The 22862-nt window shown below is 71.7% G+C and carries 22 protein-coding genes; 8 read left to right on the top strand and 14 right to left on the bottom strand.

Annotation, left to right across the window (positions count from 1 at the left end; genetic code table 11):
* Nucleotides 1–2: 2 nt before the first annotated feature.
* Entirely contained in the window at nucleotides 3–1412 is a 1410-nt protein-coding gene (hydA, locus tag MKK68_RS10765) for a dihydropyrimidinase (protein WP_243945490.1), read from the bottom strand.
* Between the two features lie 108 nt (nucleotides 1413–1520).
* Between hydA and MKK68_RS10760 the strand changes: the two genes are divergently transcribed.
* Nucleotides 1521–3326, top strand: coding sequence for an adenine deaminase C-terminal domain-containing protein (locus tag MKK68_RS10760; protein ID WP_244030244.1), 1806 nt, complete (start codon nucleotides 1521–1523; stop codon nucleotides 3324–3326).
* A 16-nt stretch (nucleotides 3327–3342) separates the two neighbouring features.
* Here MKK68_RS10760 and rutD read toward each other — a convergent pair whose 3' ends face one another.
* Genes rutD through rutA form a run of 4 tightly spaced genes read right to left on the bottom strand, consistent with a single transcriptional unit; the run spans nucleotide 3343 to nucleotide 6398 of the window.
* The gene (rutD, locus tag MKK68_RS10755; protein WP_244030242.1) at nucleotides 3343–4110 is read right to left on the bottom strand and encodes a pyrimidine utilization protein D; all 768 of its coding nucleotides are present in this window, start codon (nucleotides 4108–4110) and stop codon (nucleotides 3343–3345) included.
* Nucleotides 4110–4529: a pyrimidine utilization protein C gene (rutC, locus tag MKK68_RS10750; protein ID WP_244030240.1), complete on the bottom strand. Its 420-nt coding sequence runs from the start codon at nucleotides 4527–4529 to the stop codon at nucleotides 4110–4112. The genes rutD and rutC overlap by 1 nt, the downstream gene beginning before the upstream one ends.
* A 25-nt stretch (nucleotides 4530–4554) precedes the next feature.
* Nucleotides 4555–5298 (bottom strand): pyrimidine utilization protein B, encoded by a 744-nt coding sequence (gene rutB, locus MKK68_RS10745; RefSeq protein ID WP_244030238.1) that lies wholly within the window; start codon nucleotides 5296–5298, stop codon nucleotides 4555–4557.
* The gene (rutA, locus tag MKK68_RS10740; RefSeq protein WP_147842930.1) at nucleotides 5298–6398 is read right to left on the bottom strand and encodes a pyrimidine utilization protein A; all 1101 of its coding nucleotides are present in this window, start codon (nucleotides 6396–6398) and stop codon (nucleotides 5298–5300) included. The genes rutB and rutA overlap by 1 nt, the downstream gene beginning before the upstream one ends.
* 272 nt (nucleotides 6399–6670) lie before the next feature.
* Here rutA and MKK68_RS10735 point away from each other — a divergent pair, with 272 nt between their 5' ends.
* The 7 genes from MKK68_RS10735 to tatC all read left to right on the top strand — a co-directional run bounded on the left by MKK68_RS10735 (nucleotide 6671) and on the right by tatC (nucleotide 13592).
* Nucleotides 6671–7156, top strand: a complete 486-nt coding sequence (locus MKK68_RS10735; RefSeq protein WP_210246704.1) for an acyl-CoA thioesterase — start codon at nucleotides 6671–6673, stop codon at nucleotides 7154–7156.
* An 83-nt stretch (nucleotides 7157–7239) separates the two neighbouring features.
* Complete coding sequence (gene argS / locus MKK68_RS10730) at nucleotides 7240–9000, top strand: arginine--tRNA ligase (protein ID WP_244030236.1); 1761 nt, start codon at nucleotides 7240–7242, stop codon at nucleotides 8998–9000.
* Between the two features lie 38 nt (nucleotides 9001–9038).
* A complete protein-coding gene (locus MKK68_RS10725) occupies nucleotides 9039–10454 on the top strand; it encodes an SPOR domain-containing protein (RefSeq protein ID WP_244030234.1) in 1416 nt (471 codons plus the stop codon).
* Between the two features lie 231 nt (nucleotides 10455–10685).
* The gene (nagZ, locus tag MKK68_RS10720; protein ID WP_147858685.1) at nucleotides 10686–11693 is read left to right on the top strand and encodes a beta-N-acetylhexosaminidase; all 1008 of its coding nucleotides are present in this window, start codon (nucleotides 10686–10688) and stop codon (nucleotides 11691–11693) included.
* 159 nt (nucleotides 11694–11852) lie between these two features.
* Nucleotides 11853–12128: a twin-arginine translocase TatA/TatE family subunit gene (locus MKK68_RS10715; RefSeq protein WP_147727044.1), complete on the top strand. Its 276-nt coding sequence runs from the start codon at nucleotides 11853–11855 to the stop codon at nucleotides 12126–12128.
* Between the two features lie 99 nt (nucleotides 12129–12227).
* Nucleotides 12228–12788, top strand: a complete 561-nt coding sequence (tatB, locus tag MKK68_RS10710; RefSeq protein WP_244030232.1) for a Sec-independent protein translocase protein TatB — start codon at nucleotides 12228–12230, stop codon at nucleotides 12786–12788.
* 3 nt (nucleotides 12789–12791) lie between these two features.
* Nucleotides 12792–13592, top strand: coding sequence for a twin-arginine translocase subunit TatC (tatC, locus tag MKK68_RS10705; protein WP_244030230.1), 801 nt, complete (start codon nucleotides 12792–12794; stop codon nucleotides 13590–13592).
* Nucleotides 13593–13719: 127 nt separating this feature from the next.
* Here tatC and MKK68_RS10700 read toward each other — a convergent pair whose 3' ends face one another.
* The 9 genes from MKK68_RS10700 to MKK68_RS10660 all read right to left on the bottom strand — a co-directional run bounded on the left by MKK68_RS10700 (nucleotide 13720) and on the right by MKK68_RS10660 (nucleotide 22829).
* Complete coding sequence (locus tag MKK68_RS10700; RefSeq protein ID WP_244030228.1) at nucleotides 13720–14487, bottom strand: DUF1223 domain-containing protein; 768 nt, start codon at nucleotides 14485–14487, stop codon at nucleotides 13720–13722.
* A 4-nt stretch (nucleotides 14488–14491) separates the two neighbouring features.
* Entirely contained in the window at nucleotides 14492–15493 is a 1002-nt protein-coding gene (locus tag MKK68_RS10695) for a lipid A biosynthesis lauroyl acyltransferase (protein ID WP_244030227.1), read from the bottom strand.
* A gap of 113 nt (nucleotides 15494–15606) precedes the next feature.
* Nucleotides 15607–16629, bottom strand: a complete 1023-nt coding sequence (locus tag MKK68_RS10690) for a zinc-binding dehydrogenase (protein ID WP_244030225.1) — start codon at nucleotides 16627–16629, stop codon at nucleotides 15607–15609.
* Between the two features lie 395 nt (nucleotides 16630–17024).
* Nucleotides 17025–17315, bottom strand: coding sequence for an SH3 domain-containing protein (locus tag MKK68_RS10685; RefSeq protein WP_244030223.1), 291 nt, complete (start codon nucleotides 17313–17315; stop codon nucleotides 17025–17027).
* A 2-nt stretch (nucleotides 17316–17317) separates the two neighbouring features.
* Nucleotides 17318–18085: an SDR family NAD(P)-dependent oxidoreductase gene (locus tag MKK68_RS10680; protein WP_147727051.1), complete on the bottom strand. Its 768-nt coding sequence runs from the start codon at nucleotides 18083–18085 to the stop codon at nucleotides 17318–17320.
* Nucleotides 18082–19365 (bottom strand): beta-ketoacyl-ACP synthase, encoded by a 1284-nt coding sequence (locus MKK68_RS10675; protein WP_243938276.1) that lies wholly within the window; start codon nucleotides 19363–19365, stop codon nucleotides 18082–18084. Before MKK68_RS10675 ends, MKK68_RS10680 begins: the two co-directional genes overlap by 4 nt.
* 64 nt (nucleotides 19366–19429) lie before the next feature.
* Complete coding sequence (locus MKK68_RS10670) at nucleotides 19430–20692, bottom strand: aminopeptidase (protein WP_244030221.1); 1263 nt, start codon at nucleotides 20690–20692, stop codon at nucleotides 19430–19432.
* Nucleotides 20693–20750: 58 nt separating this feature from the next.
* Entirely contained in the window at nucleotides 20751–21044 is a 294-nt protein-coding gene (locus MKK68_RS10665; RefSeq protein ID WP_147727054.1) for a DUF2218 domain-containing protein, read from the bottom strand.
* Nucleotides 21045–21365: 321 nt separating this feature from the next.
* Nucleotides 21366–22829: an FAD-binding oxidoreductase gene (locus tag MKK68_RS10660; RefSeq protein ID WP_244030219.1), complete on the bottom strand. Its 1464-nt coding sequence runs from the start codon at nucleotides 22827–22829 to the stop codon at nucleotides 21366–21368.
* Nucleotides 22830–22862: the final 33 nt, after the last annotated feature.

The following is a 22862-nucleotide window of genomic DNA, read 5'->3' as shown; positions in this document are numbered from 1 at the left end:
CTTCAGCCCGGCACGATGCTCCGGTCGAGCACGCGGCCCTGGCCCGGCACGGACAGCACCCGGCCGTCCTCGGCGACGACCTGCCCGCGCGCGATCGTCATCACCGGCCAGCCGGTCACCGAAAACCCCTCCCAGGGGGTGTAGTCGGCGCCGTGATGGAGCGCCGCCTGCGTGATCGTCTCGCGGCGGTTCGGGTCCCACAGGGTCAGGTCGGCGTCGAAGCCGGGGCCGATCGAGCCTTTCTTCGGATACAGGCCGTAGAGCTTGGCGTGGTTCGTCGCGGTGAGCGCCGCGAACTGGTTCAGCGAGATCCGCCCCTTCGACACGCCCTCGGAGAAGAGCACCGGCAGCCGGGTCTCGATGCCGGGGATGCCGTTCGGGATCCAGCGGAAGGAGGTTCTTGCGCGCGGGTTGAGCTTGCCCTGGGGGTCGTCGTAGCGGAACGGGCAATGGTCGGAGGAGACCACGTCGAAGATCCCGCGCTGCAGGCCGGACCAGATCGCCGCTTGGCTCGCGGCATCCCGCGGCGGCGGCGAGCAGACGTACTTCGCGCCCGACATCGGGTCGTCGCCGATCCCCTTCATGTCTTCGGCCGTCAGCGTCAGGTATTGCGGGCAGGTCTCGGCATGGATCTTCAGGCCGCGCCCCTGCGCCCACGCGATCTGCTCCATCGCCTGCTCGCCCGAGACGTGGACGATGACGATCGGCAGGTCGACCAGCTCGGCATGGCTGATCGCCCGATGCGCCGCCTCGCGCTCGACCGGTTGCGGCCGCGACAGCGCATGGCCGAAGGGCCGGGTCTCCCCGGCCTTCTCCAGGCGCTCGCCGAGGTAGCGGATCGCGTCGTAGCCCTCGGCATGGACCATCACGCGGGCGCCCTCGCGCCGGGCGACGTCGAACACGTCGAGGATCTGCCGGTCGTTCAGGACCAAGTCGTCGTACGTCATGAAGACCTTGAACGAGGTGTAGCCGGCGGCGATCAGCGCCGGCAGCTCCTGCCCGAGCACCGCCTCGGTCGGGTCCGAGACGATCAGGTGGATCGCCGCGTCGACGTGGCATTGCCCCTCGGCCAGACCGCGATAGGCCTCGGCCGCCGCGCGCAGGGAGCCGCCGCGCGGCTGCAACGCGAACGGCATCACGCAGGTGTTGCCGCCGGCGGCGGCCGCCCGCGTCGCCGAGGCGAAGTCGTCGGCCATGACGATGCCGGGCCCCGAGGGCTGCGCGATGTGGACGTGGCTGTCGATGCCGCCCGGCAGCACCAGCAGCCCGGACGCGTCGATGGTCCGGGCCGCGTCCGCCACCCGCTCGGCCACCGCGACGATGCGGCCGTCGCGGATGCCGATCTCGGCACGCAGCGTGTCGGCGGCGGTGACGACGGTGCCGCCGCGGATCGCGAGATCGAAGTCGGGCATGGTTTCGCCGCCTCTCGGGTGGAACCTCGGTCCTGTCGACCGGTCCGGCCGCCCTGGCACGATGCGTGCCCGGATCGCCTCCATCCGCCCGCGAGAGTGTCCGACCCGATGTCCCCAGCGCCGCTGAACCGCTTCTCCGTCGTGCCGCTCGCGCAGATGACGCGCCGCCTCGCCGACGTGGCGTCGGGCCGGGCCGAGCCGGACCTCGTGATCGCCGGCGCGCGGGTGCTCTCGACCTATTCCGACCGCATCCTGCCCGAGCGCGAGGTCTGGATGGCGGGCGGCCGGATCGCCGCGGTGAAGCCCGCTGGCAGCCATCGCGGCGGCGCGGCGCGGTTCGATGCGGGCGGCGGGCTGATCGCGCCGGGCCTCGTCGACCCGCATCTGCACATCGAGAGCAGCATGATCACCGCCTGCGCCTACGCCGAGGCGGCGCTCCTGAACGGCACGACGACGATCGTCTGCGACAGCCACGAGATCGGCAACGTGCTCGATGCCGACGGCGTCGCCTGGATGCTAAAGGATGCCCGCGCGGCGCCGCTCAATATCTACCTCACCGTGCCGAGCACGGTGCCGGCAACGACGCCGGAGCTGGAGACCGCCGGCGGCGACCTCACCGCCGAGAAGATCGCCGCCCTGTTCGACGCCTGGCCCGAGGCCTTGGGCCTGGGCGAGAAGATGGATTTCGTCGCGGTCGCCGAGGGCGATCCCCGCGCCCACGCGATCATCGCGGCCTCGCTGTCGCGCGGGCGCCCGGTCTCGGGCCACATCTACGGCCGCGACTTCGTCGCCGCCTACGCCGCGTCCGGCGTCACCGACACCCACGAGGCGATCGACCGCGACATCGCCGACGACCTGCTCGACGCCGGCATCTGGATCTTCCTGCGCGGCGGGCCGCCGACGACGCCGTGGCACTCGCTGCCGAAGGCGATCGGCACGGTGGTCGATTACGGCGCCGCCTGGAAGCGAGTCTGCTGCTGCACCGACGACCGCGACGCCGAGGACCTCCTCGCCTACGGGCTCGACTGGGTGGTGCGCGAGGCGGTGCGGATGGGCATCCCGAAGCCGGCGGCCTGGTCGATGGGCTCGCTGCACCCCGCGACGCGCTACGGCCTCGACGGCGAGATCGGCGGCCTCGGCGGCGGCCGGCGGGCCGACCTCGTGCTGCTCGACGACGACCTCGTGCCGCAATCGACCTGGTACGGCGGCGAGCTGGTGGTCGAGAACCGCACGATCACGCCGCGCCTCGACGCGGCCCTGTCGCGCCCCTACCGCTACCCGGCGCGCGCCTACGCCACCGTCCACCTGCCGGTGCCGGTGCCGTCGCTGATCCCGACGCTGCCGGAAGCCCCCTGCACCGTCAACGCGATCCGCACGACGCTGCCCGGCATCGAGCTCGTCCACGAGCGCGTGGCCCTGACGCCTTCCGCGGACTGGCCGACGACGCTCGCCGAGAACGATCTGTGCCACGTCGCCGTGGTGGAACGGCATGGGCTCGGCGGCCACGCCGCGCACGGGCTGCTGCGCGCCTTCGGACTCAAGCGCGGCGCAGTGGCGAGCAGCGTCGGCCACGATTCGCACAACCTCATCGTCGCCGGGCTGGACGAGGCCGACATGCGGGTCGCGGTCGACGCCGTCGCGGCGCATCAGGGCGGGGTCTGCGTGGTCGAGGACGGCGCGGTCGTCGCGATGGTGCCGCTGCCGGTGGCGGGCCTGCTCTCGGACAAGCGCGTCGGCGCGGTCGCCGAGGAGGTCCGCGCCCTGAAGGTCGCCTGGGAACGGGCCGGCTGCACCATCCCCTACATGGGCTTCAACCTGATCCCGCTCTCGGTGATCCCGCAGATCCGCATCACCGACAGGGGCCTGGTGCTGGTGCCGGAGATGCGCCAGGTGCCGCTGTTCGAGCCGGCCTAGGAGAGTTTCCGCCCAATCAGAGCAGGAAGTCGAGCAGCGTCCGGTTGAAGCCTTCCGCCCGCGTGACGCTGTGGGCGTGGCCGCCCTCGGACACCAAGTCGAGGCGGGCCTTGGCGAGGCCGGCGGCGAGGCGTTCGGACGCGGTGTAGGGCACCAGCACGTCGTCGCGGGCGGCCATCACCAGGGTCTCGTGCGGGATCGCGCCGAGCCGCCCGGCCAGGGTGAAGCGCTCCAGCGCGCCGATCCGCGCGAGCACCGTCTCGGGCCCGGGGTAATGCGCCAGCGCATGCGCCTCGTCCGCCGCCACCCGCGCGGCATTCTCGGACAGCCACGGGGCAGGATAGAGGAAGATCGCCTGCGCGCGGACGAAGGCCTCGGGGCCGGCATGGTTCAGGAGTGCCTTGCGGGCGGAAAAACACCGCAGCGTCGCGGAATCGATCGCGTCCCAGCCGTTGATCACGACGATGCGCCCGACGCGCGTCGGGTGGTTGAGCGCCAATTGCAGCGCGATCAACCCGCCGAGCGCGTGCCCGACGACGTCCGCCCTCGCGGTGCCGGTGGCGTCGAGGACCGACAGCGCGTCCTCCGCCATCGCCGCGATGTCGTGGCCGGGCTCGAGCGAGCCCTTCGAGCGGCCGGTGCCGCGATGGTCGTAGGTCAGGACGCGGAAGTGCGGAACCAGCGCGGGCATCTGCGGCGCGAAGTAGCCTGCCATCCCGCCGAGCCCCGGCGAGAGCAGGACGGTCCGCGCGCCGTTGCCGGCGACGTCGTGATGGACCGGCATCAGACCGAGGTGTCGACGGCGAGCGCGCCGACCGGCCTGCCGACATGCGCCATAGAGGCGATCTCGACCAGCGCGTCCGGCTTCACCAGCCCGCACTGGATGCAGTAGCGCGCCGGCTTCTCGCCGGGGAAGTATTCGGCATAGACCGCGTTGATCGCCGCGTAGTCGGCCCAGTCCTTCAGGAAGACGTGGTTGAAGGTCACGTCGTCCATGGTCCCGCCGGCGGCCGCGACGACGCCCTTGATCGTCTCGAGCACGTGGCGGGTCTGGGCCGACGCGTCTCCCACATGGACGACGTTGGCGTCGGCGTCGAGCGGCAGCGTGCCCGAGACGTAGAGCACGCCGTCGGCCAGGGTTCCGGGCACGTAGGGCGCCAGCGGCTTGCCGGTGCCGGGCGGGATCACGACGGTCTTGGGCATTGTGTTCGGGACTTTCCGTTGGCGATCACTCGGCGGCTTCGGTGCGACGCGGCTCGGCACCGAGCGCCGTCTCGAAGGCCGCCACGTCCGAGACCCAGCCGAAGAACGTCTCGATGTTGAGGAGCGCGCCCTCCTGCAGGCTCGGCGGGCCGGCCTGGTGGGTAGCGTCGGCCAGCACGATGCCGAAGTATTCGAGGAAGAACCCGTCGCGCAGGGTCGATTCCACGCAGACGTTGGTGGCGATTCCGGTGAAGACCAGGGTGCGGATGCCGCGCGCCCGCAGGGTGCTGTCGAGCGCCGTGTTGTAGAAGCCGCTGTAGCGCGGCTTGCCCATCACGATGTCGCCGGGCTGCGGCTTCAGCGCGTCGACGAGGTCGTAGTCCCAGGTGCCGCGGGTCAGCAGCCGGCTGTTCAGCCCCGGCTGCCGGCGCATGGTCTTCAGCGCGTTGGACTTGTGCCAGTTCGGCGAGCCCGGCCCCCCGGCCTCGACGTAGTCGGCGTCCCATCCGTTCTGGAACCACAGCACGACGATGCCGGCCGCCCGCGCGGCCGCGACGGCGGCGGCGATGCGGCCAATCACCGGCCCGGTCTGCGACACGTCGAAGCCGGCCAGATCGAGGTAGCCGCCCTTCGTCGCGTAGGCGTTCTGCATGTCGACGACGATGAGCGCGGTGGCCTCGGGCGCGAAGGCGATCGGCTCGGGCCGCGCGGGCAGCGTCACGCCGCCGAAGCGGCCGGCGGCGTCGCGGTATCCGGCGGGCGCCTCCATCACGCGACCTCGGAGAGCGGCGCCGCAGCCGCGGCGACGTGCCGGCGGGTCTGCATCAGCGGCTGGATCTTCTGCCCGAAATCGTCGAGCCCCTTCAGGAAATCGTCGAACACCAGCAGCACCCCGCCGGTGCCGGGCACGGTCATCACCGCGTCGAGCATCCGCGCCACGCTCTCGAACGAGCCGACGAGGGTGCCCATGTTGATGTTCACCGCCGAGGTCGGGTCGGCCATCTGGCGCACGTTGGTGTCGGCGCCGGACTTCGTGTCGGCCGCGCCCTGCACGCCGAGCCAGGCGATCGCCTCCTGGTCCGCGCCCGCCTTGTAGTGCTCCCACTTGGCGTGAGCGGCGGCGTCGGTCTCGTCGGAGATCACCATGAACAGCACGTAGGAGGAGACGTCGCGGCCGGTCTTCGCCTTGGCGGCCTCGAGGCGCGCAACCGTCGGCGCGAAGGCGGTAGGGGTGTTCACGCCCTTGCCGAAGCAGAAATTGTAGTCGGCGTAGGTTGCGGTGAAGGCCATGCCGGCCTCGCTCTGGCCGGCGCAGATCACCTTCATCGCACCTTGCGGCCGCGGGCTCAGGCGGCAATCGTCCATCTGGAAGTATTGGCCCTTGAGGTCGCTGCGCCCGGTCTCCCAGAGCTCGCGCAGGATCTGCGCGTATTCCGAGAGGTACCGGTACCGGTCGGCGAAGAAGGCGTCGCCGGGCCAGAGGCCCATCTGCGAATATTCCGGCTTCTGCCAGCCCGTGATCAGGTTGAGGCCGAAGCGTCCCTCGGAGATCGAGTCGATCGTCGCGGCCATCCGCGCCGTGATCGCGGGCGGGAAGCACAGGGTCGGCGCCGTGGCGTAGAGCTTGATCCGCGAGGTGACGGCGGCGAGCCCGGCCATCAGCGTGAACGATTCGAGGTTGTGGTCCCAGAACTCGGTCTTGCCGCCGAAGCCGCGCAGCTTGATCATCGACAGGGCGAAGTCGAGGCCGTAGCCCTCGGCCTTCAACGTCACCGCCTTGTTGAGGGCGAAGCTCGGCTTGTATTGCGGAGCATTCTCGGAGAGCAACCAGCCGTTGTTGCCGATCGGGATGAAGACCCCGACATTCATCGCTGCGGCGGGTTCGTCCATCGGCCACCTCTTCCGAACGCGACCCGACCCGCTCGCGGCGGGCCCGAGACGGGGAACGGTAACCGCTCGAACCAGCCCGTCAAATCGCGGACGCGGCTCTGCACAAAATCTCCGCGGGTTGCTCAGGCGATGCGCGCGATCCGCCCAGACGGGAAGCGATCCCGGGTGCGGATCGAGCCGCCCGGATGCGCGAAACGCCGCCCGCGATCTGGTAGACCGGGCATCACGTGCCCTGCCCGATGGACGCCGCGATGCGCGAGACGCCTGCCCCGAACGCCGCCACCCCACTCCGCGCCGCCACGAACCGGGCGTCCTATCCGCGCCACGTCCCGATCGGCACGCGCTGGGCCGACAACGACGTCTACGGGCACGTCAACAACGTGGTCTACTACGCGTTCTTCGACACCGCGGTGAACGGCCTGCTGGTCGAGGCCGGCGTGCTCGACATCGCGCGATCCCCGGTGATCGGCCTCGTCGTCGAGACCGGCTGCCGCTACCACGCGCCGATCGCCTTCCCGGACGTGGTCACCGCCGGCGTGCGCGTCGCGCGGATCGGCCGGTCGAGCGTGCGCTACGAGATCGGGCTGTTCCGCGGCGACGCCGACGAGGCCGCGGCCGAGGGCTTCTTCGTGCACGTCTACGTCGACCGCGCCACCCGCCGGCCCGTCGCGTTGCCGGAGCCGCTGCGCACGGTTCTGCAAGGGTGGACCAGCGCCGCGGAGCCGTCCCTGCCGTGACACCTCCGCCCCCCCTTGCTATGGCGCGGGGATGAGACACCGTCGCATCGTCGGGCGCCGGTGCGAGCGGATTTGACACGATCATGAACATCTTCGCCCTGTTCGAGGCGCGCGTGCGCGAGGCCGTCGAGGCGCTGGTCCGCGGCGGGACGCTGCCCGAAGGCCTCGACCTCGCCCGGGTCGTGGTCGAGCCGCCGCGCGACGCGAGCCACGGCGACCTCGCCACCAACGCCGCCCTGGTGCTCGCCAAGGAGGCCAAGACCAACCCGAAGGCGTTGGGCGAGGCGCTGGCCGCCGAGCTGCGCACGGACCCGCGCGTGGTCGGAGCCGAGGTCGCCGGCCCCGGCTTCATCAACCTGCGCCTCGCGCCCGCCGTGTTCCACGGCGTTCTGCGCGGCGTGCTGGCCGATCCCGTTGGCTATGGGCGCGGACGGATGGCGGGCGGCCGGGTCAACATCGAGTACGTCTCGGCCAACCCGACCGGCCCGATGCATGTCGGGCACGGCCGCGGGGCGGTGTTCGGCGACGCGCTGGCCAACCTCCTCGTCGCCGCCGGCCGGCAGGTGACGCGCGAGTACTACATCAACGACGCCGGCGCGCAGGTCGACGTGCTCGCCCGCTCCGCCTACCTGCGCTACCGCGAGGCGCTGGGCGAGGAGGTCGGGGCGATCCCCGAGGGTCTCTATCCCGGCGACTACCTCGTGCCGGTGGGGCAGGCGCTGGCCGAGACCCACGGCCGCGCGCTGCTCGGACAACCGGAATCCGAATGGTTGCCGGTGGTGCGCGAGACCGCCATCGCCGAGATGATGGCGATGATCCGCGGGGACCTCGCCGCGATCGGCATCCACCACGATGTGTTCTTCTCCGAGCGCGCCCTGCAGGGGGAGGGCGGCGGCGCGGTCGCGGCGCTGCTCGCGGAGCTGCGCGAGAAGGGCCTCGTCTACGAGGGCCGCCTGCCGCCGCCCAAGGGGCAGGTGCCGGAGGATTGGGAGGACCGCGAGCAGACCCTGTTCCGCACCAAGGATTTCGGCGACGACACCGACCGGCCGCTGCTGAAGTCGGACGGCTCCTACACCTACTTCGCCTCCGACATCGCATACCACCGGGCGAAGTACCTCGCCGGCGCCACCGAGCTGATCGACGTCCTCGGCGCCGACCACGGCGGCTACGTCAAGCGCATGCAGGCGGCGGTGAAGGCGGTCACCGACGGGCGGGCGAGCCTCGACGTGAAGCTGTGCCAGCTGGTGCGGCTGTTGCGCGCGGGCGAGCCCGTGAAGATGAGCAAGCGCTCGGGCGAGTTCGTGACGCTCCGCGAGGTCATCGACGAGGTCGGCCGCGACGCGATCCGCTTCATGATGCTCTACCGCAAGAACGACGCGACCCTCGATTTCGACCTCGCCAAGGTGGTCGAGCAGTCGAAGGACAATCCGGTCTTCTATGTCCAGTACGCCCATGCCCGCATCCGCTCGGTGCAGCGGCAGGCACGCGAGGCGTTCCCCGACTTCGATCCCGCCGATGCGGCGGCGCTGGGTGATGCGGACTTCGCGCTGCTGTCCGATGAGGGCGAGGCCGAGATGCTGCGGCTGATCGCGCAATACCCCCGCGTGCTGGAGGCGGCCGCCGCCGCCCACGAACCGCACCGGATCGCGTTCCACCTCTATGAAACGGCGAGCAGCCTGCATAGTTTCTGGAACAAGGGCAAAGACTTGCCGCAATTACGGTTTGTTAATCCAACCGACCGAAAGTCGACTCGGGCGAGGCTGGCGCTGATCGAAGCGCTGCGAGGCGTCCTGGCATCCGGTCTCGCCGTGCTTGGCGTGAGCGCTCCGGACGCGATGCGATGAGTGCGCCCCCTAAGTCGGCGTAGGATAAGGATGCTGCCATGACGAACGCTTCGCGTGCGCCTGTCGATTTCGACGCCTTCGCGCGCGATCTGCAGCAGCCTTCGCCGGCCCCGCGGGCCGTCGAACCTGCCGCGCAGAAGCCCGACCCGCTGGCGGAACTCGCCCGCATCGTCGGCCAGGACGATCCTTTCCGCGCCCTCCTCGCCGCCCGCGACGACCGGCGCGAGCCCGCCCCCCAGGCGTCCGCCCATCGCGGCCGCCAGGAGCCGAGCTTCGGCAACGAGGCCGCCCATCATCCGAACGATTACGCCGAGCCGCAGCGCAACACCCCGGCCGACGCGTTCGACCAGTATCTCGCCTCGGTCGACCACGGCTCCGACCAGCCGGTGGCCTACGGCGACGCGCAGACCTACCAGGACGGCGGTTCCGAGGCCTACGACCAGCGCAGCCTGAAGCGGGTGAAGCCGCGCCGGCGGCTGGTCACGGTCGGCGCGGGCGTCGCCGTCGTCGTCGTCGCGGTGACCGGCGCACTGACCTACAAGGGCCTGAGCCGCGGCGGCAGCGGCGGCGGCGTGCCGGTGATCCAGGCCGACACCTCGCCGGTGAAGGTCGCGCCGAAGGTCGCCGACGGCGTCGAGATCCCGGACCAGAACCGCCAGATCTACGAGCCCAAGGCCAAGGACAGCCAGATCCGCATCGTCAACCGCGAGGAGCAGCCCCTCGACGTGGCCCAGGCCGCCCGCGCGGCGCAAGGGCAGGATCGGCCGGCACAGGATCGCGGCGAGACGGCCAACCTCACGCCGGGCTCGGCCTCGTTCGACGTGTTCGGCCAGCCGCGCAAGGTCCGCACCGTCGTGGTCCGGCCGGACACCCCGCCCCCGGCGGTCCAGCGCGAGGCCCAGGCGGAATCGTCCCCGATCTCGCCGGTCCCGACCATGACGCTGCCGGGCGACGATGCATCCGCCGCACGCCCCAAGCCCGGCCGGATGGCGGCGGCTTCGACGCCGCAGATGCCGAGCCAGACCGCGACCGCGCAGCCGCCCTCGCAGCCCGCCGCAACGCAGGCGCCGCCGGCGCCCGAGCGCACGCCCGCTGCGGCGGTCCCGCCGCCGGCCAAGCCGAAGGCACCGCAGCGCGTCGCCGCCGTCGCGCCCGAGGCCGCCGTCCCGGTCGAGGCCCCGGCCACGACGGCGACCGTGAGCAACGCCGCCGTCGGCGGGTTCTCGGTCCAGCTCGGCGTCCGCACCAGCGCCAAGGAAGCCCAGACCGCCTTCCGCGAGATGCAGGAAAAGTACAGCCAGCTCGCCGGCAAGCCGGAGCTGATCCGCCAGGCCGAGGTCAACGGCAAGACGATCTTCCGGGTCCGCGTCGGGCCGCTGGCCAAGGCGGAAGCCACGAGCCTCTGCACCGAGCTTCAGGGCGCCGGCGGACAGTGCTTCGTCGCCAAGAACTGAGCCCGCCTCCACAAAACCCGCGTCGGCGGATCGCCTGAGATCGGCGATCCGCCGGGGCCGCGCCTGAGTCGCCGGCGCAACACCCGAGCGTGCGCGGACCGATGGTCCGGCAGACGTCGCGGTTTGGCCTTGCGGCGCGGGCATCTCCTGTCGGACGCTCGCCACGGATTCGTATTCTTCGTCCGGGCAGGCGATGCCCGCAACCCAACCCTCCCGGGAAGACCGTCCCCGATGACCTCCCGTGCCCTGATCCTCGGCTGCGCCGGCAAGACCCTGTCGCCGGACGAGACCGCGTTCTTCCGCGACGTGCGGCCCTGGGGCTTCATCCTGTTCAAGCGCAACATCGGCACGCCGGACGAGGTCCGGGCGCTGACCGCGTCGCTGCGCGCCACGATCGGCCGGGACGACGCGCCGATCCTGATCGACCAGGAGGGCGGCCGGGTTCAGCGCATGGGGCCGCCGCACTGGCCGGCCTACCCGGCCGGCGGGCGCTTCCGCCGGCTCGACGGGGCGGCCGCCGCGATGGCGCGGCTCGGCGCGCGCCTGATGGCGCACGACCTCGCCGACGTCGGCATCAACGTCGACTGCGCGCCCGTCCTCGACGTGCCCGAGCCCGGCGCCCACGACATCATCGGCGACCGCGCCTACGCCACGACGCCGCAGCAGGTGGCCGAGATCGGCCGGGCGGTGGCCGAGGGCCTGATGGCCGGCGGGGTGCTGCCGGTGATGAAGCACATCCCCGGGCACGGCCGCGCCGCCTGCGACAGCCACCACGGCCTGCCGGTGGTCGAGGCGAGCCTCGAATCCCTCGCGGCCCAGGATTTCCGGCCCTTCCGCGCCCTCGCCGACCTGCCGATGGCAATGAGCGCCCACGTGGTATTCACGCAGATCGATCCCGACCGGCCGGCGACCCAGTCGGCGCCCGTGATCGCCGACGTGATCCGCGGCGCGATCGGCTTCGACGGCCTGCTGATGACCGACGACCTGTCGATGCATGCCCTGACCGGGCCGTTCCGCACCCGGGCCGAGGCGGCCTTCGCCGCCGGCATCGACGTGGCGCTCCACTGCAACGGCGACGCGGACGAGATGCGCGCCGTCGCGGAGGGCACGCCGTCGCTGGCCGGTGCCGCCCTGCGCCGCGCGGAGGCGGCGCTCGCCCGGCTCGGGGGCGCCCGCGACGGCCTCGACCTGCCGCTGGCCCGTGCGCAATTCGCCGCGGCCCTAGCGCAGGCCGCCTGACGGGGCGCGGTCCCCGCATGGGATTGCCGGGGCGATCCGGGTTTGACCGCTTGTGTTAACCCGGCGCGGTCCCTAGGTTCTGCCCGAAATTCAACCGCGGACACGTGCCGACGCGGACACGTCTCTCACGATGCGTGACCCGTGGCGCAGGAGGTTGCCATGGGCAGCATGAGTATCTGGCACTGGGTCGTCGTCGCCGTCATCGTGATGCTGCTGTTCGGCCGCGGCAAGGTCTCGGACCTGATGGGCGACGTCGCCAAGGGCATCAAGGCGTTCAAGAAGGGCATGGCCGAGGACGAGGCGCCGACGCAGGCCGCGACCCCGCCCGTCGCCCCGGCCGAGCCCGTCCGCACCATCCCGCACGCGGGCGAGACCAGCCCCGGCACCGCGATCCCGGCGAGCCACCTGCCGCAGGGCGAGCGCAAGCCCGTCTGAGGAGGCCCGGGCCCGCGCCCCCGCGTGGGGGCACGGCTCATTTCCCGAGGCCCGTCGGCGCCGTGGCGACGGGCCCGAGGCTGCAGGACCGTCGACGACATGCTGGACATGAGCTGGGGGGAGGTGATGCTGATCGGCGGCGTCGCCCTCATCGTCATCGGGCCGAAGGACCTGCCGAAGGCGCTGCGCACCGTCGGGCAGGTGACGCGGAAGGTCCGCCGCATGGCGGGCGAGTTCCAGATGCAGTTCAACGAGGCGATCCGCGAGGCGGAGCTCGACGACGTCCGCAAGGAGGTCGACGGCATCCGCGACACGGTGCGGGGCGCGAGCGGCGGCTTCAACCCGGTCCAGACCATCCGCGACGAGCTCAAGGGCGCCGTCGAGGCCCGCGCGCCGAAGCCGAGCTCGGCGACGCTGGCCGACGCCACCGCGCAGCTGAAGGCGGCCGAGAGCGCGGCCCCGACGACCGGCGGCGCCTACGACGTGCCGAAGGCCCTGGAACAGCCCGTCGCCCAGCCCGTCGCGGAAGTGCAGGCCGCCCCCGAGCCGCTTCCCGTCCCGGGCTCCGTCGACGACCCCTACGGGCCGGCCCCGGACCCGACGCCCGCGCCACACGGCCCGGCCCCCTCCGCACCGGCCGCACCGGCCGCAGGCCATTAAGCGATGATCGATGAGACGGACGAGGCCGAGATCGAGGCGTCGCGGGCGCCGCTCCTCGACCACCTGATCGAATTGCGCGCACGGCTGATCAAGTCGCTGATCGCGTTCGTGATCATGTTCTTCGGGTGCTTCTTCTTCTCGCGCGAGATCTACAACATCCTCGTCCACCCCTACGTCTCGATCGTCGGGGTCGAGAACGCCAAGCTGATCGCGACGCACTTCCTCGAGCAGGTCTTCACCAACATCAAGCTCAGCGTCTTCGGCGCGGCGTTCCTCGCCTTCCCGGTGATCGCGACGCAGATCTACGCCTTCGTCGCCCCGGGCCTGTACCGCAACGAGCGCAAGGCGTTCATGCCCTACCTCGTCGCCACGCCAGTGTTTTTCGTGCTCGGCGCGCTGGTCGTGTTCTTCCTGGCGATGCCGCTGCTCATCAAGTTCTCGGTGTCGCTGCAGCAGGTCGGCGTCGCCGGCGAGCCGACGATCGCGCTGCTGCCGAAGGTCGACGAGTACCTCTCCCTGATCATGACGCTGATCTTCGCCTTCGGCATCGCCTTCCAGCTGCCGGTGATCCTGACGCTGCTTGGGCAGATCGGCATCATCGACGCCAAGTTCCTGCGCGAGAAGCGGCGCTACGCGATCGTCCTCGTCTTCGTCGCCGCCGCCGTGCTGACGCCGCCCGACGTGATCTCGCAGCTCTCCCTCGCGCTGCCGATGCTGCTGCTCTACGAGGCCTCGGTGTTCTCGGTGTCGCGCATAGAGACGCTGCGCGCCCGCCGCCGCATCGCCGAAGGGCTCGACCCGTAGGACCGAGCCGCGACGCCGGGCGTCGATGACGACGGGGCATGACCCGGCTGCGGGTGAGGCTCGATTCCAAGGATCCCGGGCGGGGCTTGCTCCGGTTCGACGCTCCGTGCCGCAGCGACCGGGCCCCTCAGAGACCGGGCCCTTTGGCGGCGCCGAATATCTTGGCCGGCCGACCGCCGACCGTCCCCTGAACCACCACGACCCAGGCATCCGCCTCCGCGACGCGGGCCGCCGTTCGGGGCACCTCGAACCGCACCGCCTGTCCGGTCCAGGGCCCGAGGCGCTGCAGGCCGCGCACGACGTTGACGTAGGTGGCGGTTCGGCCGCGGTTCTCGCCGCCGCCGATCGCGACCGGGCGGCTGCGCAGGACCGGAACCAGCCAGACGTCGCCCTTCAGATCCGCCTTCGGTACCGGCTCGGCCCCGATCTCGATCACGATCCGCTCGTCGCGCTCCTCGCCGCGGACCGGCACGGGGAGACCGCCGCGGGCGTTCGCCTCACGCAGCAGCTTCTCCAGGGCGGCCCTGTCCGAGGCGACGGTCGAGGCCGAGCCGTTGATCACGGCCTGGGGGGTGAACATCTGGCGCGCGCCGTGCACGCCGGAATAGGCATGCTGCCGCTCGCCGAACGGGCGCTGAGCCAGGGTGTCCTTCCAGCCGAGATAGTCCCAGTAGGTCACGGGAAGCGTCAGCGCGAGGATGCCGGGCTGGCGGGCGAGGTCGCCGATCACCGGATCGGCCGAGCGGCAGGCGGCGCAACCCTGGCTGGTGAACAGCTCGACCACCGCGCGCAACGGCTCGGCCGCAGCCGGACCGCACGGCAGGCCGGCGGCCAACGCCGCGAGCAGGACGCGGATCGGGACGAACGCGTGGGAACGAGCGTGGGTCGCCGTCATCGCCTCAGGAGAGCGCACGCGACGCCGGCTGGGAAATCACGTTGGCTTGAGGCTCGGCGACCTCGGTCGCACGCGCCTTCGGCAGCATGTTCGGCCGCCAGCGCCGGTGCATCCACAACCACTGCCCGGGATTCTCGCGCACCCAGCCCTCGACGATCGCGGTCATCGCCTGCATCGCGCCGGCCACCTCGATCTGCCCGTCCGCGTCGCGCGGCAGATCGAGGGGCGGGGTCAGCTCGAGCCGGAACCGGCCGTTCGGAAGGCGCACCACGCGCGCGCCGTGCACCGGGCAATCGTAGTGGCGGGCGAGCTTGGCGAGCAGCGGGTTCGCCAGGCACGGACGCCCGAAGAACGACACCACGACGCCGCGGGTGAAGTGCTGGTCGATCAGCTGCCCGAGATGGCCGCCGCGCTCGACAACGCCCTGCATCGCGAAGGCGCCGCCCGGCCCGGAGGCGGCGAGCCCCCCCATGGTCTTGCGCCGGACCTCCTGCACGAGGCGCGCCGCGGCCGGGTTGTTCGGCGCGCGGAACACCGCGGTGGTCTCGAGATCGAACTTCGCCGCGCAGATCGCCGGCAGCTCCCAGTTGGCGAGATGGGCCGAGAACACGAGGCCCGGGCGGCCGTCGTCGCGCAGCGCCAGGAAATGCTCCAGGCCCTCGACCTGCATGCGCTGGGTCGCGGGGTCGGCGGGGTCGAAGTCGAACAGCGTGTCGAGATGGGCGTACTCGGCGCCGGTGCGGCCGAGATTGTCCCAGGCGGACCGCGCGATCCCTCGGATCTCGGCCTCGGACGCGTCGGGGAAGGCGGCGCGCAGATTCGTCAGCGCCGTCCGGTGCGAGGGCAGCCAGGGCCCGAGCGCGCGCAGCAGCGCGCCGCCGGCATCCCCCGCGCGCTCGGGGCCGAGGACCCGCGACAGCCAGAACACCGCGCGGATCAGCGGCAGCATCGCATAGCCGGCGAGCCGCGGCAGGTTGCGCTTCAGGGTCAGGGCGAGGCGCAGCAACGGGTCACTCTCGGGTGGGAGGCGCCCCGTCGAGGCGGGGCGCGGGCGCGGCGGGCGACGCCGCGCGGGAAGCTCCGCGGGCTTAGATCATTTCATCGCGACAGGGGAGGGCGTCAGAAGCTCACGAGGATCTTGCCGAAGACCTGGCGCGATTCCAGCCGTTCGAGCCCCTGCGCGAAGTCCGCCAGAGGATAGACGGTGTCGACGACGGGGCGGATGCCGTCGGCCATCTTGTCGAGCGATTCCGAAATGTTGGCGAGCCGGCAGCCGAACGAGCCGGTGATGCGGTATTGCTGCTGGAACAGCTGCATCAGGTTCATCGTCGTCGAGACGCCCGAGGTCGAGCCGCAGGTCACGAGGCGGCCGCCGCGCTTGAGGCAGAGCAGCGAGCCGTTCCAGGTGTCGGGGCCGACATGCTCGAACACCACGTCCACGCCCTTCCGCTTGGTCAGCCGGCGGACCTCGCCCTCGAAGCGCTCGGTGCGGTAGTTGACGACGTGGTCGGCCCCGAGCGCGGCGGCCTTGGCGCCCTTCTCGTCGTCGCCCACCGTCGTGTAGACGGTGCAGCCGATGGCCTTGGCCATGCGGATCGCCGCGGTGCCGATCCCTGAGCCTCCGGCATGGACCAGGATGCTCTCGCCGGGCTCGAGCTTGGCGTTGTCGAACAGCATGTGCTGCACCGTGCCGAAGGCGATGCCGGCGCAGGCCGCGTCGGTGAGGCTGACCGCCTCGGGCACCTTGACCACGAGCCGGGCCGGCATGGTGACGAACTCGCGGGCGAAGCCGTCGATGTGGAAGCCCATCACCCCGCCGACATCCTCGCAGAGGTTGTCGCGGCCCTCGGTGCAGGCGCGGCATCGGCCGCAGGTCATCGCGCCGTAGAGCGCTACCTTGTCGCCGGCTTCGAGCCCATCGACGCCCTCGCCGAGCTCGGCGATCTCGCCCGCGGCCTCGGCGCCGACCGTCAGCGGCAGACGCCGCTTGGCGAAGGCCATCCCGCGAAAGCCCCAGACGTCGATGAAGTTCAGGCCAACCGCGCGGACGCGCACCCGAACCTCGCCGGGACCGGGGGGAGGGGGCGCCTCGACCTCGGTCAGGCGCAGGTCGCGGTCGCCGAAGAGTTGCAGGGCTTGCATCGGATGACTTTCAAACGCTTGGCCGGCCCCGCCCGGACCTCGGCCGATCCCAATCACGCCCGCATCCCGAGGTGCTCGCGCCAGCGGGGCTCGTAGGAGCCCTCCAGCGGGCGGAGCGATCCCTGGAGACCTCCCTCGAGGCCTCCGCTTCGCTCCGGCACCTCGGGATGAGGGCGCGGGGTGGCCGTAACATATCTCATCCGTCCGCAGCACCAGCGCATGGCGGTGCGACAACGCTGAGATCGTCACGGGCTGCCGCGTCCTGCTCGCCACGCCATTCCTCGAGGCGAGGATCGAGACCGACGAGATGCAGGGACGGGTCGGTCGATCCCGCATCCCTTGGAGCCCGAGTTGCCATCACATCGGCCTGCGCGACCGAATCCGAAACGGGGATCTCATTCCGGTGCGAGGTAGCGCCGCCGCGCCCAGCCCACGACCCGGCCGACCTTGACCCGGCACCACGTCGTGCGGCTCGGCGTGTCGTTGGTGCAGCCGACGACGAGCGCGCGGGCGCGGATCTCGCCGACCACCTCGGCCGCCGGGTCGGGCTCGGCGCGGATGCTCAGCGTCTCGCCGCGCGGCAGGCCGTCGACGCGGTACGGGACCGGATCGGCGCGCACCGCACCGGTGCCGAGGTGAAGCAGCAGGCCGGCGAGGGCCGGACGGACGAGGAGCGAGGCGCGCATGATCAGCGGTGGACGCCCATCATCGCCGTCAGGCCGCCGTCGACGGGCAGGACCGCGCCGGTGACGTAGGCGGCGGGATCCGCCATCAGGAAGGCGGCCAGCGCCGCCACCTCCGTCGGGTCGGCGAAGCGGCCGGCGGGAATCTGGCGCTCCATGCCGGCGCGGTGGGCGGCGTATCCGGCCATCATCGGTGTGTCGACGAAGCCCGGGGCGATCACGTTGACAGTGACGCCGCGCTTGGCCGACTCGATCGCCAGGGTGCGGCAATAGGCGATCAGCGCACCCTTGGTCGCCGCATAGGCCGCGTTGCCGGTGTTGGCGCGCAGCGCCGCCACCGAGCCGATCGCGACGATGCGCCCGGCCCGCGCCCGGATCATCCCGCGCACGAGGCTCTTGGCGATCCGCGTCAGCGAGAAGAAGTTCACCTGCATCAGGGCCTCGGCACGCTCCTGATCGAGCATCGCGGCGAGCGCGTCGTAGGATTGGCCGGCATTGTGGACGAAGCCGTAATAGCTCTTCGCCTCCGCCGCCTCGCAGAAGGCGTCGAGGGCGCCGCGGTCGGCAAGATCCAGCGGGATCGCCTCGAAATCCGCGTCGGGATGGCGGTCGCGCAGCTCGGCGAGCAGGGCCTCGGCCGGCGCCTGCGACGCGCGGAAGGTGAAGTCGACGCCGTGCCCGGCGGCCGCCATCGCCCGCACGATCGCCGAGCCGAGGCCCGAGGCGCCGCCGGTGACGAGGATGCGGCGAGCCGCGGTCGGTGCCGCGCTCATGCCGGCTCGGACCCGAGCACGAGGCAGGTGTTCTGGCCGCCGAAGCCGAACGAGTTCGACAGGACGCGCGCCACGGGCAGGTCGCGCGCCGCGGTGACGATGTCGAGCGGGATCGCCGGATCCGGCACGGCGTAGTTGATCGTCGGAGGAATGCGCCCGTGCCGGATCGTCAGCAGCGAGATCACGGCCTCGATCGCCCCGGCGGCGGTCAGCGTGTGGCCGAGCATCGACTTGTTCGAGGTCACCGGGATGCGCGCGGCGGCGTCCCCGAACACCGCCATCAGGCCCATCGCCTCCATGCGGTCGTTCTCGGGCGTCGAGGTGCCGTGGGCGTTGACCGTGTCGACCGCCTCCGGCCCGATCCCGGCATCGTCGAGGCTGGCGCGGATCGCCGCGATGATCGGCGCGCCGTCGGGGCTGGAGCGGGTGCGATGGAAGCCGTCGCCCTTCTCGCCGCAGCCCAGCACGTAGCCGAGGATCGTCGCGCCGCGCGCGACGGCCGAGGCCGCGTCCTCGAGCACGAGCGCGGCCGCGCCCTCGCCCATGACGAAGCCGTCGCGATTCTTCGAGAACGGCTTCGAGGCGGTCTCCGGCGGGTCGTTCTGGGTCGACAGCGCCGAGAGCAGCGAGAAGCGGATCAGCGATTCCGGGTTCACCGAGCCGTCGGTGCCGATGCAGAGCGCCGCCGTCATCTCGCCGCGCCGGATCGCCTCGACGCCGAGCTGGATCGCGGTGGCGCCCGACGAGCAGGCGGTGGAGAGCGAGATCGGCGAGCCCTTGGTGCCGAAGCGGTCGGCGATGCGGTCGGCCACGGTGCCGAAGATGAAGAGGTCGTGCCACGCGTCGAACTTGCGCGAGGCCGCCGCGTGCTGGAGACCGGCATAGGTCACCGGCCCGTCGCCGCCGCAGGCCTCCGCCAGGGCCTGGCGCTGCGGCCATTCCATCTCGACCGGCGGCACCGCGATGAACAGGGCGCCTGGGAAGTCTCCGGCCGCGCCGATGCCGGCCTGCGTCACCGCCTCCTCGGCCGCCACGCGGGCGAAGCGCTCGGAGAGGGCGGGGGCGACCAGTGGATCGGTGTCGAGGAAGTCGACCGTGCCGGCGATGCGCGTGCGCAGCCCGTCCGTCGGGAAGCGCGCGATCGCGTGGATGCCGGATCGCCCCTGCGTCAGGGCGGTCCAGGTCGCGTCCTGGCCGTGCCCGAGGGAGGAGACGATGCCGAGACCGGTGACGGCGACGAGCGGGCGACCGCGGGCGTCGCGATGGGAATGTCCTGCCATGGCGCCGTCTTAATCGGTTTTTTTCGGCCGTGCATCCCGCGGCGTGACGGACCGGGCTCGGCCGTCAGACCCACTCGCCCCGGCGCATCACCGGCACGGACTGCCCGTCGGCGGCGATGCCGTCCACGTCGACCTCGGCCGAGCCGATCATCCAGTCGATGTGGATCAGGCTGCGGTTGGCGCCGCGTGCCGCGAGGTCGTCCTCCGAGAAGTCCTCGCCACCGCCCACGAAGCACTTCGAGTAGGCTTGGCCGAGGGCGATGTGACTCGCGGCGTTCTCGTCGTAGAGCGTGTTGTAGAACAGCAGCCCCGATGCCGAGATCGCCGAGGAAGCCGGTACCAGCGCGACCTCGCCCAGGCGGCGGGCGCCCTCGTCGGTGTCGAGGACGCGGGCCAGCACGTCGGCGCCCCGGGTGGCGGCCGATTCGACGATGCGGCCTTCCGAGAACCGCACCTGGATGCCCTCGATCAGCGTGCCCTGGTACGAGAGCGGCTTGGTGCTGGCGACGTGGCCCTCGACCCGCGCCCTGTGCGGCGTGGTGAAGACCTCCTCGGTCGGGATGTTGGCGTTGCAGGTGATGCCGCTGCGCGAGGTCGCCGCGCCGCCGCACCATTCGTGGTCGTCGGCGAGGCCTACGGTGAGGTCGGTGCCCGGCCCCCGGAAGCGGATCGCCGAGAAGCGGTGTCCGTTCAGCCTGTCCTTGCGCGCGTGGAGGTGGGCGTTGTGCGCGGCCCAGGCGGCGACCGGATCGGGGCCGTCGACGCGGGAGGCGGCGAACACCGCATCCCAGAGCTTGGCGACCGCCTCCGCCTCGGGGAGGTCAGGGAACACCGTGCGGGCCCAGGCCGGGGTCGCGGCCGAGACGATGGTCCAGTTCGTGGCGAAGTTGGCGATCAACTCGAGCGCCGGCACGTAGGCCTTGGAGCGCGACCGGTTGGCGCGGGCGACCTTCTCCGGATCCTGGGCCGACAGCAGCGACGGGTCGTCGCCGCTGATCGCGAGGCGGGCGGCGCCGTTGCGGTAGGCCTCCGCCATGCCCGCATAGAGCCACCCGGCGGCGGTATCGAAGGCCGCGTCCGAGGCGTGGGCGAAGCGCGCGAGCGTCGCGGCGTCGTCGCCGAGCAGGGTCGTCACCAGCGACGCCCCGGCGCGGTAGGCCTCGACGGTGATGGCACGCGCCAGCGGCAGCGCGTCGAGGGGCGCTGTCAGGACAAGCTCCTGCCCGGGCTGGAGGTTGAGCCCGACCCGGACTGCAACCGTCGCGAGCCGGTCGAGCCGCTCCTCGTGCGCCGACCTCGCGACCGGCGGCTCAGCATGCGCGTTCATCGCGACCCCTTCGAAACGTCCGATCCTGTGGTGCAAGATCGGTGCGGGGTCCATCGAGTCAAGCGGCGCGGGACCAGGTGATCTCGCCGAGGCTCTCGCGGAAGGCGAAGCGCATCAGGTGGTCGGAGACGACGTTCTCCAGGCGGGTCAGCCCGGCGGGATCGGACGTGGCGATCCGCATCAGCAGGGCGTCGGGCTCGGCGTCGAAGGTGCAGACGCGGTCCTCGCTGAACGGCACGGTGCCGTGCTCGGGGGTCGCCGAAACCGGGAACTTGTGGCTCCAGTGGCGGCAGAGCTGCTGCAGGTAGCGGCTCGCCTCGGCGGTCTGCACGCGGGCCTGAGAGGTGGGCATCTCGATGGTCTCCTTGAAACGTCTCGTCGCGAGCCGGCCGTCGCCTTCGCGACTGCGAAGGCAGGCGGGGACCCAAGCAAGTGCCGGACCCTGGCGCCGGGCGCCGCGACCGGGGTTGACGATGAAACGCAACCTCAGCCGTTAACGCCCCGCTAACGCAGGGAAACCCGCACGCTCCCGGTCTTCTCCCGACCGGTCGCGATTCGAACCTTGGACCGGCCGGAGAGCCGATTTATGGCGCGATGCGTCATCGCATCATGGCAAGACATGGTGCGTCGCACAATCGAAATCCAGCCGGCTCGGCACTCCGCGGCGGTCGGCTCAAGGCAGGGCGGGCTGCGGATCGTCGGAGAGAGCGACGACCTTGCCCGGGTTGAGCCGGTCCTGCGGGTCGAGGCCGGCCTTGATCGCGCGCATCAGGTCGAGGGCGACCGGGTCGGCGTAGTGCTGCAGCTCGTCGCGCTTGATCAGGCCGACGCCGTGCTCGGCGGCGATCGAGCCGTCCATCGCGGTCACGATGTCGTGGACGATGCGGTTGAAGTCCGCCCAGGTGCCGAGGAACGCGGCCTTGTCCATGCCGACCGGCTGGCTCAGGTTGAAGTGCATGTTGCCGTCGCCGACATGGCCGAAGGCGCAGACCCGCAGGCCCGGCATCGCCGCCTCGCAGGCCGCGCTCGCCTGCTCGACGAAGTCGGCGAGCCGCGACAGCGGCACCGACACGTCGTGCTTGATCGAGCCGCCCTCGTAGCCCTGCGCATCCGAGAGATGCTCGCGCAAGGCCCAGAGCGCGAGGTTCTGCGCCTCGCTCGCCCCGAGCGTCGCATCCTCCACGAGCCCGTCCTCGATCGCCTCGGAGAGCGCCGCCTCGAGCTCGGCCCGGGTGTCGGCGTCGGGCCGGGCGGAGGCGAGCTCGATCAGGGCGTAGGCGCCGTGCTCGCCCGCGAGCGGGCGGACCGTGCCGGGCATGTGCCGCAGCACCATGTCGAGCCCGACCGGCGGGATGAACTCGAAGGCGGTGAGGTCCCGGTCGGCGCGCTTGCGCAGGCGCGCGAACAGGTCGAGCGCCACGCGGGCCGAGGGCAGCCCGACAAACCCGACCGTGCGCGAGGCGGCCTTCGGGAAGAGCTTCAGCACCGCCTTGGTGATGATGCCGAGGGTGCCTTCCGAGCCGACGAACAGGTGCTTGAGGTCGTATCCGGCGTTGTTCTTGCGCAGAGCCTTGAGGCCGTTCCACACCCGGCCGTCGGCAAGCACCACCTCGAGCCCGAGGACGAGGTCGCGGGCGTTGCCGTAGGCCAGCACCGCGATCCCGCCGGAATTGCACGCCAGCGCGCCGCCGATCCGCGCCGATCCGCGCGAGGCGTAGGAGAGCGGGAACAGCAGCCCGGCGGCGTCGGCCGCGTCCTGCACCTCGGCGAGGATTGCGCCGGCCTCGACCACGATGCTGGCGTTCACCGGATCGAGCGCGAGGACGCGGTTCATCCGCGCGAGCGACAGCACCACGCCGCCATGCGGAACGCCGCCGCCGACGAGCCCGGTGTTGCCGCCCTGCGCCACCACCGCGACGCCCGCCGCCGCGCAGGCCTCGACCACGAAGGCGACCTCCTCGGTCGAGCCCGGCCGCACGGCCGCGAGCGCCGAGCCGCGGTAGAGCTTTCGGGACTCAACGAGATACGGGTCGAGGTCGGACGGGTCGGTCAGAACATGGGGGGCCCCGAGGCGCGCGCGCAGGGTTTCGAGGAGGGTGTCGGCGGAAGGGGCCGGGGCGAGGGCGGGTTCGGTCATGATCGGTTCTTCGGCGGGGATTCTCTCGCGGAC

The sequence above is a fragment of the Methylobacterium sp. E-016 genome (assembly GCF_022829745.1).
Lineage (GTDB): Bacteria > Pseudomonadota > Alphaproteobacteria > Rhizobiales > Beijerinckiaceae > Methylobacterium.
The sequence above is the reverse complement of the archived record's forward strand: the minus strand, read 5'-3'. Positions and strand labels throughout refer to the sequence as shown.

What these genes read in the sequence shown, in the direction of transcription:
- hydA (WP_243945490.1), bottom strand. Translation starts at nt 1,412, where the DNA reads ATGCCCGACTTCGATCTCGCGATCCGCGGCGGCACCGTCGTCACCGCC.
- MKK68_RS10760 (WP_244030244.1), top strand. Translation starts at nt 1,521, where the DNA reads ATGTCCCCAGCGCCGCTGAACCGCTTCTCCGTCGTGCCGCTCGCGCAG.
- rutD (WP_244030242.1), bottom strand. Translation starts at nt 4,110, where the DNA reads ATGCCGGTCCATCACGACGTCGCCGGCAACGGCGCGCGGACCGTCCTG.
- rutC (WP_244030240.1), bottom strand. Translation starts at nt 4,529, where the DNA reads ATGCCCAAGACCGTCGTGATCCCGCCCGGCACCGGCAAGCCGCTGGCG.
- rutB (WP_244030238.1), bottom strand. Translation starts at nt 5,298, where the DNA reads ATGGAGGCGCCCGCCGGATACCGCGACGCCGCCGGCCGCTTCGGCGGC.
- rutA (WP_147842930.1), bottom strand. Translation starts at nt 6,398, where the DNA reads ATGAATGTCGGGGTCTTCATCCCGATCGGCAACAACGGCTGGTTGCTC.
- MKK68_RS10735 (WP_210246704.1), top strand. Translation starts at nt 6,671, where the DNA reads ATGCGCGAGACGCCTGCCCCGAACGCCGCCACCCCACTCCGCGCCGCC.
- argS (WP_244030236.1), top strand. Translation starts at nt 7,240, where the DNA reads ATGAACATCTTCGCCCTGTTCGAGGCGCGCGTGCGCGAGGCCGTCGAG.
- MKK68_RS10725 (WP_244030234.1), top strand. Translation starts at nt 9,039, where the DNA reads ATGACGAACGCTTCGCGTGCGCCTGTCGATTTCGACGCCTTCGCGCGC.
- nagZ (WP_147858685.1), top strand. Translation starts at nt 10,686, where the DNA reads ATGACCTCCCGTGCCCTGATCCTCGGCTGCGCCGGCAAGACCCTGTCG.
- MKK68_RS10715 (WP_147727044.1), top strand. Translation starts at nt 11,853, where the DNA reads ATGGGCAGCATGAGTATCTGGCACTGGGTCGTCGTCGCCGTCATCGTG.
- tatB (WP_244030232.1), top strand. Translation starts at nt 12,228, where the DNA reads ATGCTGGACATGAGCTGGGGGGAGGTGATGCTGATCGGCGGCGTCGCC.
- tatC (WP_244030230.1), top strand. Translation starts at nt 12,792, where the DNA reads ATGATCGATGAGACGGACGAGGCCGAGATCGAGGCGTCGCGGGCGCCG.
- MKK68_RS10700 (WP_244030228.1), bottom strand. Translation starts at nt 14,487, where the DNA reads ATGACGGCGACCCACGCTCGTTCCCACGCGTTCGTCCCGATCCGCGTC.
- MKK68_RS10690 (WP_244030225.1), bottom strand. Translation starts at nt 16,629, where the DNA reads ATGCAAGCCCTGCAACTCTTCGGCGACCGCGACCTGCGCCTGACCGAG.
- MKK68_RS10685 (WP_244030223.1), bottom strand. Translation starts at nt 17,315, where the DNA reads ATGCGCGCCTCGCTCCTCGTCCGTCCGGCCCTCGCCGGCCTGCTGCTT.
- MKK68_RS10680 (WP_147727051.1), bottom strand. Translation starts at nt 18,085, where the DNA reads ATGAGCGCGGCACCGACCGCGGCTCGCCGCATCCTCGTCACCGGCGGC.
- MKK68_RS10675 (WP_243938276.1), bottom strand. Translation starts at nt 19,365, where the DNA reads ATGGCAGGACATTCCCATCGCGACGCCCGCGGTCGCCCGCTCGTCGCC.
- MKK68_RS10670 (WP_244030221.1), bottom strand. Translation starts at nt 20,692, where the DNA reads ATGAACGCGCATGCTGAGCCGCCGGTCGCGAGGTCGGCGCACGAGGAG.
- MKK68_RS10665 (WP_147727054.1), bottom strand. Translation starts at nt 21,044, where the DNA reads ATGCCCACCTCTCAGGCCCGCGTGCAGACCGCCGAGGCGAGCCGCTAC.
- MKK68_RS10660 (WP_244030219.1), bottom strand. Translation starts at nt 22,829, where the DNA reads ATGACCGAACCCGCCCTCGCCCCGGCCCCTTCCGCCGACACCCTCCTC.